The 12220-nt window shown below is 41.0% G+C and carries 17 protein-coding genes; 4 read left to right on the plus strand and 13 right to left on the minus strand.

Annotated elements, in window-relative coordinates; all coding sequences use genetic code 11:
- The first annotated feature begins 21 nt into the window (after positions 1–21).
- The 3 genes from DFR59_RS01915 (at position 22) to DFR59_RS01925 (ending at position 1760) form a co-directional block, all read left to right on the plus strand.
- Entirely contained in the window at positions 22–534 is a 513-nt protein-coding gene (locus tag DFR59_RS01915; RefSeq protein ID WP_114743938.1) for a YjcG family protein, read from the plus strand.
- 3 nt (positions 535–537) lie between these two features.
- The gene (locus tag DFR59_RS01920; protein WP_114743939.1) at positions 538–960 is read left to right on the plus strand and encodes a GNAT family N-acetyltransferase; all 423 of its coding nucleotides are present in this window, start codon (positions 538–540) and stop codon (positions 958–960) included.
- Between the two features lie 110 nt (positions 961–1070).
- A complete protein-coding gene (locus DFR59_RS01925) occupies positions 1071–1760 on the plus strand; it encodes a DUF421 domain-containing protein (protein ID WP_114743940.1) in 690 nt (229 codons plus the stop codon).
- Here DFR59_RS01925 and DFR59_RS01930 read toward each other — a convergent pair.
- From DFR59_RS01930 to DFR59_RS01965, 8 genes are all read right to left on the minus strand, one after another.
- Positions 1757–2038, minus strand: coding sequence for a hypothetical protein (locus DFR59_RS01930; protein WP_114743941.1), 282 nt, complete (start codon positions 2036–2038; stop codon positions 1757–1759). The two genes, DFR59_RS01925 and DFR59_RS01930, sit on opposite strands and share 4 nt — an antisense overlap.
- Before the next feature lie 153 nt (positions 2039–2191).
- Positions 2192–2446, minus strand: coding sequence for a sporulation-specific transcription regulator SpoVIF (gene spoVIF, locus DFR59_RS01935; protein WP_114743942.1), 255 nt, complete (start codon positions 2444–2446; stop codon positions 2192–2194).
- Positions 2447–2593: 147 nt separating this feature from the next.
- Complete coding sequence (locus DFR59_RS01940; RefSeq protein ID WP_114743943.1) at positions 2594–2719, minus strand: YjcZ family sporulation protein; 126 nt, start codon at positions 2717–2719, stop codon at positions 2594–2596.
- A gap of 136 nt (positions 2720–2855) precedes the next feature.
- Positions 2856–3212: a stage V sporulation protein AE gene (gene spoVAE / locus DFR59_RS01945; RefSeq protein ID WP_114743944.1), complete on the minus strand. Its 357-nt coding sequence runs from the start codon at positions 3210–3212 to the stop codon at positions 2856–2858.
- Positions 3213–3239: 27 nt separating this feature from the next.
- Complete coding sequence (gene spoVAD / locus DFR59_RS01950; protein ID WP_114743945.1) at positions 3240–4256, minus strand: stage V sporulation protein AD; 1017 nt, start codon at positions 4254–4256, stop codon at positions 3240–3242.
- The gene (gene spoVAC / locus DFR59_RS01955; RefSeq protein ID WP_114743946.1) at positions 4256–4726 is read right to left on the minus strand and encodes a stage V sporulation protein AC; all 471 of its coding nucleotides are present in this window, start codon (positions 4724–4726) and stop codon (positions 4256–4258) included. Before spoVAC ends, spoVAD begins: the two co-directional genes overlap by 1 nt.
- A gap of 15 nt (positions 4727–4741) precedes the next feature.
- Positions 4742–5206, minus strand: a complete 465-nt coding sequence (locus DFR59_RS01960; RefSeq protein ID WP_114743947.1) for a YhcN/YlaJ family sporulation lipoprotein — start codon at positions 5204–5206, stop codon at positions 4742–4744.
- A 378-nt stretch (positions 5207–5584) separates the two neighbouring features.
- Positions 5585–5941, minus strand: coding sequence for a DUF1360 domain-containing protein (locus tag DFR59_RS01965; protein WP_114743948.1), 357 nt, complete (start codon positions 5939–5941; stop codon positions 5585–5587).
- 126 nt (positions 5942–6067) lie between these two features.
- Between DFR59_RS01965 and DFR59_RS01970 the strand changes: the two genes are divergently transcribed.
- A complete protein-coding gene (locus DFR59_RS01970) occupies positions 6068–6598 on the plus strand; it encodes a CotY/CotZ family spore coat protein (RefSeq protein ID WP_114743949.1) in 531 nt (176 codons plus the stop codon).
- Positions 6599–6636: 38 nt separating this feature from the next.
- On the opposite strand, the gene DFR59_RS01975 is transcribed toward DFR59_RS01970, so the two are convergent.
- The 5 genes from DFR59_RS01975 to mgtE all read right to left on the minus strand — a co-directional run bounded on the left by DFR59_RS01975 (position 6637) and on the right by mgtE (position 12112).
- Entirely contained in the window at positions 6637–7128 is a 492-nt protein-coding gene (locus DFR59_RS01975) for a CotO family spore coat protein (protein ID WP_114743950.1), read from the minus strand.
- Between the two features lie 268 nt (positions 7129–7396).
- Positions 7397–8173, minus strand: coding sequence for an enoyl-ACP reductase FabI (gene fabI, locus DFR59_RS01980; RefSeq protein ID WP_114743951.1), 777 nt, complete (start codon positions 8171–8173; stop codon positions 7397–7399).
- A 78-nt stretch (positions 8174–8251) separates the two neighbouring features.
- The gene (locus DFR59_RS01985; RefSeq protein ID WP_114743952.1) at positions 8252–8740 is read right to left on the minus strand and encodes a DinB family protein; all 489 of its coding nucleotides are present in this window, start codon (positions 8738–8740) and stop codon (positions 8252–8254) included.
- A gap of 117 nt (positions 8741–8857) precedes the next feature.
- Positions 8858–10717 (minus strand): monovalent cation:proton antiporter family protein, encoded by a 1860-nt coding sequence (locus tag DFR59_RS01990; protein WP_114743953.1) that lies wholly within the window; start codon positions 10715–10717, stop codon positions 8858–8860.
- 45 nt (positions 10718–10762) lie between these two features.
- Complete coding sequence (gene mgtE, locus DFR59_RS01995) at positions 10763–12112, minus strand: magnesium transporter (protein WP_425454687.1); 1350 nt, start codon at positions 12110–12112, stop codon at positions 10763–10765.
- Positions 12113–12220 lie beyond the last annotated feature (108 nt).

Genomic DNA, 12220 nt, shown 5'->3' on the forward strand with positions numbered 1-12220 from the left:
AAAAATAAGGAGGACTACACTATGAAGTATGGTGTCGCTATTTTCCCATCCAAAAAGCTTCAAGATCTTGCTAACTCTTACCGTAAACGCTACGATCCCCATTATGCATTAATTCCACCGCATCTTACTTTAAAAAACGCATTTGAATTGTCAGAAGAAGAAATAAAAAATGCAGTAGAAAAGTTGGAATTTGTGGCAAAAAACCACACTCCATTCAAAATGAGTGCTTTTAAAATCAGCTCATTTCAACCAGTGAATAATGTCATTTACATGAAAGTGGAACCAACGCCGGAACTGGAAAGCCTTCATCAGGAACTCAATGCAAATCTTAATGGCGAGGATTCAGAGTATTCTTTTGTCCCGCATATCACAATCGCACAAAAGCTATCCGATGAAGAGCATTCCGATGTCTATGGCTCACTAAGAATGCTTGGCGTAGAGCACGAAGAAGTCGTTGACCGCTTCCATCTGCTTTATCAATTGGAAAACGGCTCTTGGACAGTATATGAAACATTCCGTTTAGGAGAGGGATAAACATTGAAATTGCAAGTGGTGCAAAATAAACAAGAATTAGAGCAGGCCTTTTTAATTCGTACGAAGGTATTCGTTGAAGAACAGAAAGTGCCGGAAGAAGAAGAAATCGATCAATTTGAAAATGATTCCACACACTTTTTGCTGATGAATGATGGAGACCCTATAGGTGCAGGCCGCTTCAGGAACCTTGAAGGCAAAGGAAAAGTAGAAAGGATTTGCGTCCTTTCCTCCCAAAGGGGTACAGGTGCCGGTAAAATCATCATGTCAGGAATTGAAGAATTTGCAAAAACGCAAGGTCTAAAAATTCTGAAGCTCAATGCCCAGACCCAGGCCATTCCATTTTATGAGAAACTGGGCTATGAAGTCGTTTCAGACGAATTCCTTGATGCCGGAATTCCACATAGAACAATGGAAAAAGCCATTTAAAAAACGAAGCAGCCACTAGAAGCTGCTTCGTTTTTTATTTATGTATGTTCCATAATCCCATTGACCATAATGATGAACAGTGTATATCTGCACGTTAAGGGGGATTGAAAATGGATTACTTGCATATCGGCTTTGAACTTATCGTAGGATATGTTGCCTTATTTATATTGACAAAAATCATAGGGAAAACGCAGATCACTCAAATCACTGCATTCGATTTTATCTCTGCACTCATTTTAGGTGAATTGGTGGGAAATGCTTTATATGATGGAAAAATAGGTGTCAAGCAAATCCTTTTTGCTGTATTTCTCTGGGGGCTCCTCTTATATCTGACAGAATTCATCACACAGAAATCCAGAAAAGCGAGGCACTATCTTGAAGGTACACCAACCATTATCATTCATAAAGGAAAAATCGACTACGAAGCACTAAAGAGGAATCATCTTGATTTGAACCAGCTCCAGCATTTACTGAGAACTAAAGATGTATTTTCAGTCAGAGATTGTGAATTTGCATTATTAGAGTCAGACGGAAGTGTATCCATCCAAAAAAAATCACTTCTCCAAAATGTAACCAGAGAGGATTTGAACCTGACTCCAAGCTCTGTTTCCATCCCTGTAGCTGTCATATTAGAAGGACATATTATCTACGACAATCTAAAGGTGTATGACAAGTCAGAAGAATGGTTAAAAAATGAGCTGAAGCTGCAAGGATATACTGATTATAAAAACGTATTATTCGCTGAATGGAAAGAAGGAGAATCCCTTTTTGTACAAGAGTATGATGCTTTAAACAGCTAGATGACTTCGTTGATATACTTCCCTTTCCCTGTATACGGATAAAAATCATTAAGCATTCTGTTTTTATTTTTTGTTTTTGGAACAGCAGCGGCATAAGAATCAGACTGCTTCCTCTTCTTCGCTTCTTGATTTTCCGGCAAATCTTTATCAATTTCAAATGCAGCAGTTGGAGTCACCTTTGTTATCGGCTGCAAAAAGAATGGATCGTATTGCTTGCTGGTCACTCTTTCTTGGTATTGCTTATACTGATAATGTGGGATTGGTGCAATGTATCCCATGGTCTCCACCTCCTGTTTATATTGGATATTCCCCATTTTCATATAAAGGAAACGGCCTTTGTATACAATTTACGAGTTAAGAACAAGTTTTATGCGGGTATTTCTAAATAGAAAAGCACTGGTCAATATTCTATCGATCAGTGCTTTTGGCTATTATTTTTTATTAATCATTTTTGAAATGGTTCCAAAGTCAAGCTGCTTCCCATCTTTTATGATGGATTGAACGATTTTGTCTTCCATTTCTTTTGATACAGGCTTATTTGCTATTTGGGAAACTCGTTTGATGACTCCACGAACTGTCTGCTCATCTTTGAAATTTGCATTTTGCAAAGAGTTTGCCAACTCAAATACATCCTTCATGTTGACTCCGGTTTTCTTTTCCAGGTTTTTAAAAAACTGATTTTCCATTCTCTCACGCCCTCTCTTTCAACTACTCTATAGTATGAGAAGGAATTCAAAGGGTGAATAAAAAGGGAGAAATCAACAGCGGCGTTATCACAACTATAGGAAAAAAAGGACAAAACCCGAGGGTTTTGTCCTTCCTCCTTTATCTCATTAGCAGAAGCTAGCTCCAACAATAATCAACAAGATAAACAACACCACGATCAAAACAAAAGTAGAACCTCCACCGAAACCGCCGCATCCATAACCGCAGCCGCCCCATCCATAACCATAAGGCATTGACTGTCACCTCACTTTTCTCTTTAGTACACTCATAACATATGTGAGATGATGAAAATGTGTATGGGCGGATTCCCTAAAACTTTAAGGTATAGTATCTCTCCTAAATCTTGATGCTTTGTCCATTCCGCTTGGCTCAGCCCTTCGGCTTAAAAATGAGGGCTCCAATAAATCCAAAAATTATTGCAGCGGATATTCCAGATGAAGTCACTTCAAACATTCCTGTCAGCACTCCGACAATCCCATGCCTTTCTGCTTCTTGCATGGCACCGTGAACGAGCGAGTTGCCAAAGCTGGTAATGGGAATAGTGGCACCTGCGCCCGCAAAGTCAACAAGGGGATCATAGAGGCCGAACACAGAGAGGATGGCACCGATCACAACAAGCAGGCTCAACGTGTGGGCAGGCGTCAGCTTTGCAACGTCAAACAAAAGCTGCCCAATGACGCAGATGGCGCCCCCAATGATAAAAGACCATAAAAACATGGCTAACATCGCTTTACATCTCCTTTCTTATGCATATCACATAAATTCGATGGATACGGCGTGGGCTATGCATGGGATGGATTCATTTTGCTGAAAGGTCAATGGGGAAAGAAGCGCCCCTGTGGCGACAACGAGAATCCGCTTATACACTCCCTGTTTCATTTGGTTAAGAAGATGGCCGTACAAAACTGTAGCAGAACATCCAGGTCCGCTTGCACCAGCTTGTACAGGCTGCTCCGAACTATAGATCATCATGCCGCAGTCCTGAAATTGCTCCTCTTTTATACCCAGACCTTTTTGTTTAAGTAAATCCAGTGCCGTCTGACGCCCTATCTTAGCTAAGTCGCCTGTCACAATCAAATCATAATGGGAAGGATCCAGTTGAAGGTCCTTGAAATGCGCCTGGATTGTATCTGCTGCTGCAGGAGCCATTGCGCCTCCCATGTTAAATGGGTCCGTCAGCCCCATATCAATCACTTTGCCGATGGTGGCCGATACGATCCTCGGATGCGGTCCAATGACGCTTTGTCCTGCACCTATCAGAGCATAACCTGCACCAGTGACTGTCCACTGAGCTGTAGGGGGCTTCTGTCCGCCATATTCAGTTGGATACCGGAACTGTTTCTCTGTTGCCGCATTATGGCTGGAAGCCCCTGTCAAAATATATTTAGCCCCTTGATAGTTGGCCATGAACGCAGATATTGCGAGTCCTTCCATAGATGTAGAGCAGGCTCCGAAAAGGCCTAAATATGGTATTTGGTGAGTCCTTGCTGCAAAACTGGAAGGAGTAATTTGATTAATCAGGTCTCCGGAAAGAAAATACTGTACCTGATTTTGCGTGATTCCGCTTTTTTGAAGTGCAAGCTGAACTGCATCTTCTATCAATACTCTCTGTGCCTTCTCATACGTATCCTGCCCCATCCAAAGATCATCATGGAATTGATCAAAGTCGGATGCCAAAAGTCCATTTTTCTCAAATGGCCCCCCTACAACTCCTGTGGATAAAATAACGGGCCTGTTGGCGAAATACCATGATTGGTTTCCTTTAAGCATTATAAAATCCCCCATTTCATCAGGAGGGTTTTAATCAATACCAGAACAAAAGCTGAAAATACCCCGAATACGATGACGGAGCCCGCAAGTTTAAAAATATTTCCCCCAACGCCAAGGACATAGCCTTCCGTGCGGTGTTCAATGGCTGCAGAGATGACAGCATTCCCAAATCCTGTAACAGGGACCGCACTTCCTGCACCCGCGAATTGCCCTAGGCGGTCATATATCCCAAATCCAGTTAAGATCATGGAGAGAAACACCATTGTTGCCACGGTTGGGTTGCCTGCGGTCTGTTCTGTAAAATCAAAAAAATAGATATAAAAATACGAAATTGCCTGTCCAATTACACAAATGATTCCACCGACCAGAAAAGCTTTGATGCAGTTGGCCAATACTGGACGTTTCAGTTCATATTTTTGTTCCAACTGCTCATATTGCTTCTGTTCCGGTGTTTTTTGTGATTTGGCCATAATACACCCCTCTTTCTACGTTTGTTCCATTTGCAGTTCTTTTATTTCCTCAAAGCGCTTGGAAGCATCCTTTTTACTGATTGTGTCAGCTTCCATTTCCTCTTTAAGTCGAATTGCTTCAAGGAAGATCTTATAATCGCTCGAAACAATGAAGTTTTCGTCCGGGTATTCTTTTTCAAGCCTGGAATTGATTTTCTTTTCGATTTTTTTCATTCTAAAGCGCTTTGAATGTTTCACTTTATAAGCAACGATGATTTCATCCTTTCCTTCAATGACAGCTGCATCATATACTTCCGGAATGCTGTCTATTTCGTGCTTCACCCTGGCGCCGATTGATTTGTTGTCTGGCCGCACCTTCAATTCGATTGGTTCCGGATTGGTTGTTTTTATCAATGCCAATTGACTATCATGCTTCGGTTTAGATGAACAACCGCCTGCTGCCAATAAACTTACGCACAATATCACAATTCCTATTTTCATCAAATATATCTCCTTCCCTCATTCATTGAAGTATCCGCAATATATATTTTGGTTTAAAAAACCGTTTTTATGAACAAAGTTAAACAAAAAGACTTCCATTTTAAGGAAGTCCTCTCGCCAATAAGTAATTCATTTAATTGTATGGTCCATTTGGAGTCAATGATCCCTGATGAACGTGCTTTCCAAACGAAGCACTTATTTTTTCTTTCCGCATCCACAGCCTTTTTTCTTAGGTTGTACGGCTTGAACAGGTTTGACAGATGTGCCATAGACTTTCGTTTTCTTCTGCATTCATATTTCCCTCCAATCAAAAGAAAAAGACTCTATACAGCATATGAAAAATGTGAGTGCCTGTTTGAATCATTGGCCCACTTTTCATTATTCTCCACCCCATTTTTGAACAGCTGATTCGATTAGTGATGCCACACCTGCAATCGCAAAAATAATGATCACTGGTTCAGCCCATTTCGGAAAATAGAGGGCAGATAAAAATAGCGCAATGCTGACCCATATCCCGGTACACCAATAGCAGCTTAACAACTCACCGATCCATCCTCTTACCCCGCTTTTTTTGGGAGCAATATATACGGCATCATTGCCGTCTTCATCTTTCATTGTAAACTCGTCAAAAAAAGGAGCCCGAAGGAAAGCTGTTATTTTATCAAAGACAATCAAATGAGTTATTCGGAAAGAAGCGAATCCCAATATAAAGAATTGAATGAATGTTAATCGCACAGACCTGTCCCCTTTTGCTTATATTCATGCCTATTTTAAGAAAAAACAGGCGTTTGTCCGTTACTCATGATAGGTAATTGCAATATGTTAATAATGTAAAATCAATTAATCTAAGGAGGAAAAAACATGGGTTGTGGTAGTCATGATGGCCATAAGGACCGTAACTGTGTATGTGAAGTAGTCCGCGCAATTAAAGATATACAAGATAATGCAGTAAACGATGAGTGCTTGGAGTGTTCATCTAATTGTTTCTTGGAGCCGCTTGGAGATTTGGTGAGCCCTGCTCGCCGACGCCGCGCTGATACACGTGTATTCACGTTGACTAATAAAAACGGCGATCTTTTCAAAGGATTATTCAGGGAACATCACGATGATGCTGCTGATACAAGAGATACTCATCACAAAGAGAAAGCTTGTGCTTCCATCTATTTCAGAGTAGAAGATGTTTTCGATAATTGCTGCGCTACTCTTCGCGTTCTAAAACCTTTCAAGGGTTCATACCAAGTTGGAGTTGTGGATGAAAAGGGACGCGTGAATTATGAAAAAATCTGTGAAGTAAATCGTTTCGAAGCAACTAATTCCTGCATCACTGTTGATCTTGATTGCTTCTGTGCCATTCAGTGCATCAAAGACGAATACTTGGGAATCTGCGACTAATACACAGATGGAGCGGCCGGAATTTTCTCCGGCCGGTCTTACATAATGCCAATCATTTTGATTTCTAATAGATCATTTTGATGAACAACAAAAAAATCGTCTGTAAATGTTTTGATTTCAATCAGCGGTCCATGAATACGATGAATGATTCCCTTCACTCTAAGTTCATTTGTCATAAACTCACAAGGGAATGGGGCCTTTCCTCCGGAAAATTTCGCAAGATACGCTATTTTTTCATCCAGTTCCATCATTCTGAAAGGTTTTACCGGTTTGAATTCGTATGTTCCTGTTTGACTGATTGAATCTGACGTATTCTCTACTTCCTCTTTTGGGCTATTATTTTTATTCTCATGAGCTGTCTGGGCTTCTTCATTCAATTCGCTGTTCGGTTTAACCGCCTGCTTCAGCTCAGTCTCTTCCTTTGAAATGTAAATTTCCTGCATATTCGTTTTTTCAATATGGAAGTCCGGCTGCTGAATATAGATGAGCGGTCCTTTTATACCCTGGTTGGTTTTTGAATCATTCTTCACCTAATTTCACCTCCTGCCTTCCCCTGCCATTCTATATGTATGCAATAAATTGAAATACGTTTCCCAATGAAATCTTTAACGAAAAATTTACTGGGTCCTCATTAATTTTTAATTTTCAGGTGGTATCTTTATCACATGAAGGAAAAGAATCTTCTCCTTCCCCCCTATTTATGGTCCGCCTTCCTTTGGAGGCGGGCCTATATTTTTGAGCATAACAAAGGCGGCCATCATCGACGGCCGCCTTTTTAATATTTATTATTCACTTGTATTATCCCAACACGTGGTATCCGGAATCTACATGGATATTTTCGCCTGTGATTCCTCTTGCAAGGTCGCTGAATAAGAATGCAGCTGTGTCGCCCACTTCTTCTGGAGTAGTCGTTCTTCTAAGCGGAGATCTTTCTTCAATAGTTTTAAGAATGGTATTGAAGTCGCTGACTCCTTTAGCAGATAGTGTACGGATTGGCCCAGCTGAAATGGAATTGACGCGAACTCCGTATTTCCCAAGGTCGCTTGCCAAATATCTGACACTCGCTTCAAGTGAAGCTTTTGCCACACCCATAACATTGTAATTCTCAAGGACACGCTCTCCTCCAAGATAAGTAAGGGTGACCATGCTGCCGCCTTGGTCCATTAGCTCAAGCTTTTGTGCTGCCTTCGCCACAGCCGTCAATGAATATGAGCTGATATTTTGAGCTAAAAGGAATCCTTCTCTTGTTGTGTTCATGTATTCCCCGTTCAACTCTTCTTTATTTGCAAAAGCAATACAGTGAGCAATCCCATGTACACTGCCTGTCTGTTCTTTGATTTGAGCAAAACTCTTTTCAATCTCTTCATCATTTGTTACATCGCATGGAATGACTAGATATTCTGGGTTCAAGCTTTCAGCCAACTCGCGTACACTCTTCTCCAAGCGGTCACCGGCATATGTAAAGACTAAATTTGCACCAGATTGATGCAGCGAACGTGCGATTCCCCAAGCAATGCTTCGCTTATTTGCCACACCCATAACGATAAATGTTTTATTCTCTAACGATAAGTTCATGATTTAACCTCCGTTTATCACAAGTTATTAGTACCTAGTACTAATATTACCTCATTTTATAGGAATTGAAAAGAGGACTCACAATCCCAGCTGCTTCTTTATGTCTTCAACTTGATGAATATGCCGATTCTCATGTTTTCCGACGAGCTCAAAAATCTGCCAGATCGGCATTTCCCCAAAACGATGATGATTAAGACTAATACCGGAAAGATCACTTTCTTTATACTTGTCAAGAAATTCAAAGGTCATTTCCCTGGAATTCTTCAAGACCTCCACAAGTTCATCCTTCCCTTTCCACTCTTCAGGAGGCTCAATGGGAGCTTTTAATTTCTTGGATGGATCATCAAAGACAGAAAGATCAACATCAGCTGGATTTGTTTTTTTATTTTCTTTAAGACCTTGGAACGCGGCATGCATAAAACGCGTCTCTGCTCCGGCGACGTGGAGTACGACTTGGGAGATGCTCCATTTTTCATGACCTGGCTTCGTATTAATATCACCTTTATTGAGTGTGATGAAACTATCCAATAACTTTTGTCTAATCCTTTCAAGTTCCTCTTTATTCATTGCCGTTCATCCCCTTTAATTTATTTGATATGAAAAGGCTCTTTTCTCAAAGTTAACAAAAATGTTTACGAAAACAGCCTATGAAAAAGAGAGGTTTTTAAACCCCTCTTTTCTTTTCTAACAACGTTCACAGAATTCAAGTTCCCGCTTCAATTCGTCTACATATTTTTTTGATCCCGTGACAATGAGGCGGTCGTTTTCTTTAAGCTCTGTATCCCCATGCGGTACGATAGAATCCTTGCCCCTGAAAATCCTGACAAAAATGATATCCCCCGTGAACGGGAATTCCCTCAGAGTCATTCCGTGGAACTGCATATTCGTCATCCTGATTTCATATAGGGAAGTTTCTTTATTCGTCAGGATATTAATTAAGCTCGGCGACTCGATGAGACCTCTTAACAATGTCTTATTGGAAAGGAGTGCGGAGAAGATTTCAATATCATGCTCCAAAAGGCTTTCTTCCAGGTCAGGACTTTCCACCAGCGCAATGACTCGCTGAACGCCATTTTCTTTGGCTGAAAGAGCGAGCATGGCATTAAGTTCCTCGCTGCCGGTCGACATGACAATGATATCGAATGAAAACAGCTCTTCTTGTTCCAATGTTTCCAGTTCATAATCCTCAATTTCACGGATCTCAAATAAAGAGTCGGAAATTTGCTTATCGGATTTTTCCAATTTCGTATGGAATAGGATTGGCTGATATAAGCTTGATTCCAATTCTCTTGAAACTGGAAGGGTAAGCTGATTCGCACCAACAAAAGCCACCTTGATTTTTTTGGCCTGGGCAATTTCCTTCGGGAAGTATTTTTTGAAGAAAATTGGTGTAATCACACAGGTGATGACTGCCACTAATATGAGTGTTCCGCTTATTTCAGTTGAGATGATATTCAGTCTTTCTGCGATCTTGGCAGCTGCAATGACCAATGACAGTGTTGATGTCAGAAGGAATGCAGAAGCAATGACGGTCTTGGAATCATACCACTTCTTCAAAGCATAAACCGGGATGAATTTAGAAAGAAGGAATGCTGCTATCAATAAGGGAATGAGCAAAAGCATTTTCTTGTCGCTCAAAAGCGTCCAAAGATCGAGATCTACCCCGACCATTACAAAGAATATGGGAATGAGGAATCCATAGCCAAATGAATCGAGCTTTTGAACCATTTCCTGATTCGGGGACAAGAGTGAAACTAGTACCCCTGCAAGGAAGGCGCCAAGGATATTTTCAGCTCCAAGGGACTCTGATAATGCCACTAATAAAATAATTAGCGTGAAGACCGCACGAGTGCCAATTTGAACGGTTCCAGCTGATAATTTTTCAAATATATTAAGGTTTTGAAACCTTCTACCAAGGAAATAAAGTACGACACCTGCACCAAATAATATCAGCAAGAGCCACATATTTCCCGATCCCTGATCGTTTAATGACACGAATACGGAAAGCAAGACCATAGTCGCCAAATCGGCAATGACAGCGATCAACAAAATGATCTGTCCGATTCCGGTATTCATCAGATGCTCTTCCTTGAGAGTTGGCACGACCACCCCAAGGGAAATGGTCGATATAATCAATGTCATTAAAAGTGCATTTTGTATCAATCCAAAAAATACAAATAAATAGGATAGTCCTAGTGAGATGACAAAGATCCCCGAAAAAATTACGCAAGCGACAAGAAAGCGATTCGGCTCCAATCTGCCGCTGGGAAGCATTTCTCTTTTTTGGCTCCCTTTAAACGCAGCAAAATCGATCTCTACACCACTCAAGAACATCAAGAAAATAAAGCCAAGGGTGGAAAGCGTCCCAATCCACATATCTTGCTCCACAAGATTAAACCCTGATTTCCCTATAATTAGTCCCACCAATATCTCTGCAACTACTACCGGAATGAATGTCAGTTTAAATCTGTGCAGGAGTATCGGTGTAATGAATGCAGCCAATATGACGATAACAAGCGATGCTACGGAGGCATGCTGTTCCATCAAGACCACCCCTTTCCCCAAAAGTCTCTTTATTTTTGTTATCTTTTAAGTCAATTTACTCATAAAAGCAGTGGCGATCCCAAAATAAATCAATATTGAAATGATGTCATTGATTGTTGTGATGAACGGACCGGAAGCCACAGCGGGATCTATCTTCAGCCGGTGCATCAGTAAAGGGACAAGGGCACCAGCCAGAGTGGCAACAATCAACGAGGCTAATATAGAAATGCCGACCAATATGCCAAGAAAGAACTCCCCTTGCCATAAATACACGACTAGCATCACAATTATTCCACAAGTGGTCCCAGTAATGAGGCCAGTCCCGAGTTCTCTTAATAGGAGTTTCCACTTGCTTTCCCTTTCTAAGTCCCCTGTTGCAATCCCGCGGACCACTACAGCAAGTGCCTGTGTCCCTGTATTTCCGGACATACCGCCAATCAGTGGAATGAATACGGCCAAAATAGCCACTTTGCTCAGTGTTTCTTCAAACCTTCCAATCAGACTTGCAGTGAACATACCGAGAAATAATAGGACAATCAGCCAAGGAAGGCGCTTTTTTGCTGCGGAAAATGGATTTTTATCCAATGTATCGACATCGGAAACACCCGCAAGCTTTGAATAATCGTCAGATGCTTCTTCATCAAGGACATCAATGATATCATCAACCGTGATGATCCCCAGCAAATGCCTTTGAAAATCCACGACAGGAACAGCAAGAAAGTCGTAATCCTTCATTTTCTTGGCTACCTGCTCCTGATCTTCTGCTGCTGAGACAGCCATCACACGCGTATACATGATTTCAGATATCATGGTATCATCATCGCTGATAATCAAATCCCTTAGAGAAATGACCCCCACAAGCCTTTTTTCATCATCCACTACATAAACATAATAGATTGTTTCAGCATTCGGGGCTTCTTTCTTAAGAATATACATAGCAGATCGGACTGTCTGATTCGCTGCAATGGAAATGAACTCCGTTGTCATGATGCTTCCTGCTGTATATTCTTCATAATGAAGAAGTTCTTTTATTTCATCTGCTGCTTCTTCATCCATTATGGTTAAATAGCTTGCCACATGATCTTTATCAAGCTCGTTCAAGACATCTACAGCATCATCTGTGTACATGCTCGAAATCATATCTGCGGCATACTTGGGATTCATTTCTTCAAGGATGTCCTGATAGTCTTCTTCCTCTACTTCTATATTTTGGAATATTTCCGACATTTCATCAGGGGATAAAAAATGGTAAAGTTCCCTTCGATCATCTTTATCCATTTTCAAGAAAAACTGTGTTTGATCATAAGGATGCATATCCATGAATTCACTGCGGAATGCATCAATATCATTGTTTTTGAGAGCCGCTTCTAATTTTTCGAATGCGCTGCGCTCCAGCTCCTTTGTATTTTCACTCAACAATCATCCCCTCCTTTAGCTTCATTCCAATATACTAGCAAAATTGCCCTTGATTGTCTTGTTAAAAGACTGATCCTCTTCTTCATT

It is taken from the genome of Falsibacillus pallidus (genome assembly GCF_003350505.1).
Taxonomy (GTDB): Bacteria; Bacillota; Bacilli; order Bacillales; family DSM-25281; genus Falsibacillus; species Falsibacillus pallidus.

Excerpts from the sequence above, each read along its gene's own strand:
- DFR59_RS01915 (WP_114743938.1), top strand. The coding sequence starts at position 22 with ATGAAGTATGGTGTCGCTATTTTCCCATCCAAAAAGCTTCAAGATCTT.
- DFR59_RS01925 (WP_114743940.1), top strand. The coding sequence starts at position 1,071 with ATGGATTACTTGCATATCGGCTTTGAACTTATCGTAGGATATGTTGCC.
- DFR59_RS01930 (WP_114743941.1), bottom strand. The coding sequence starts at position 2,038 with ATGGGATACATTGCACCAATCCCACATTATCAGTATAAGCAATACCAA.
- spoVIF (WP_114743942.1), bottom strand. The coding sequence starts at position 2,446 with ATGGAAAATCAGTTTTTTAAAAACCTGGAAAAGAAAACCGGAGTCAAC.
- DFR59_RS01940 (WP_114743943.1), bottom strand. The coding sequence starts at position 2,719 with ATGCCTTATGGTTATGGATGGGGCGGCTGCGGTTATGGATGCGGCGGT.
- spoVAE (WP_114743944.1), bottom strand. The coding sequence starts at position 3,212 with ATGTTAGCCATGTTTTTATGGTCTTTTATCATTGGGGGCGCCATCTGC.
- spoVAD (WP_114743945.1), bottom strand. The coding sequence starts at position 4,256 with ATGCTTAAAGGAAACCAATCATGGTATTTCGCCAACAGGCCCGTTATT.
- spoVAC (WP_114743946.1), bottom strand. The coding sequence starts at position 4,726 with ATGGCCAAATCACAAAAAACACCGGAACAGAAGCAATATGAGCAGTTG.
- DFR59_RS01960 (WP_114743947.1), bottom strand. The coding sequence starts at position 5,206 with ATGAAAATAGGAATTGTGATATTGTGCGTAAGTTTATTGGCAGCAGGC.
- DFR59_RS01970 (WP_114743949.1), top strand. The coding sequence starts at position 6,068 with ATGGGTTGTGGTAGTCATGATGGCCATAAGGACCGTAACTGTGTATGT.
- fabI (WP_114743951.1), bottom strand. The coding sequence starts at position 8,173 with ATGAACTTATCGTTAGAGAATAAAACATTTATCGTTATGGGTGTGGCA.
- DFR59_RS01985 (WP_114743952.1), bottom strand. The coding sequence starts at position 8,740 with ATGAATAAAGAGGAACTTGAAAGGATTAGACAAAAGTTATTGGATAGT.
- DFR59_RS01990 (WP_114743953.1), bottom strand. The coding sequence starts at position 10,717 with ATGGAACAGCATGCCTCCGTAGCATCGCTTGTTATCGTCATATTGGCT.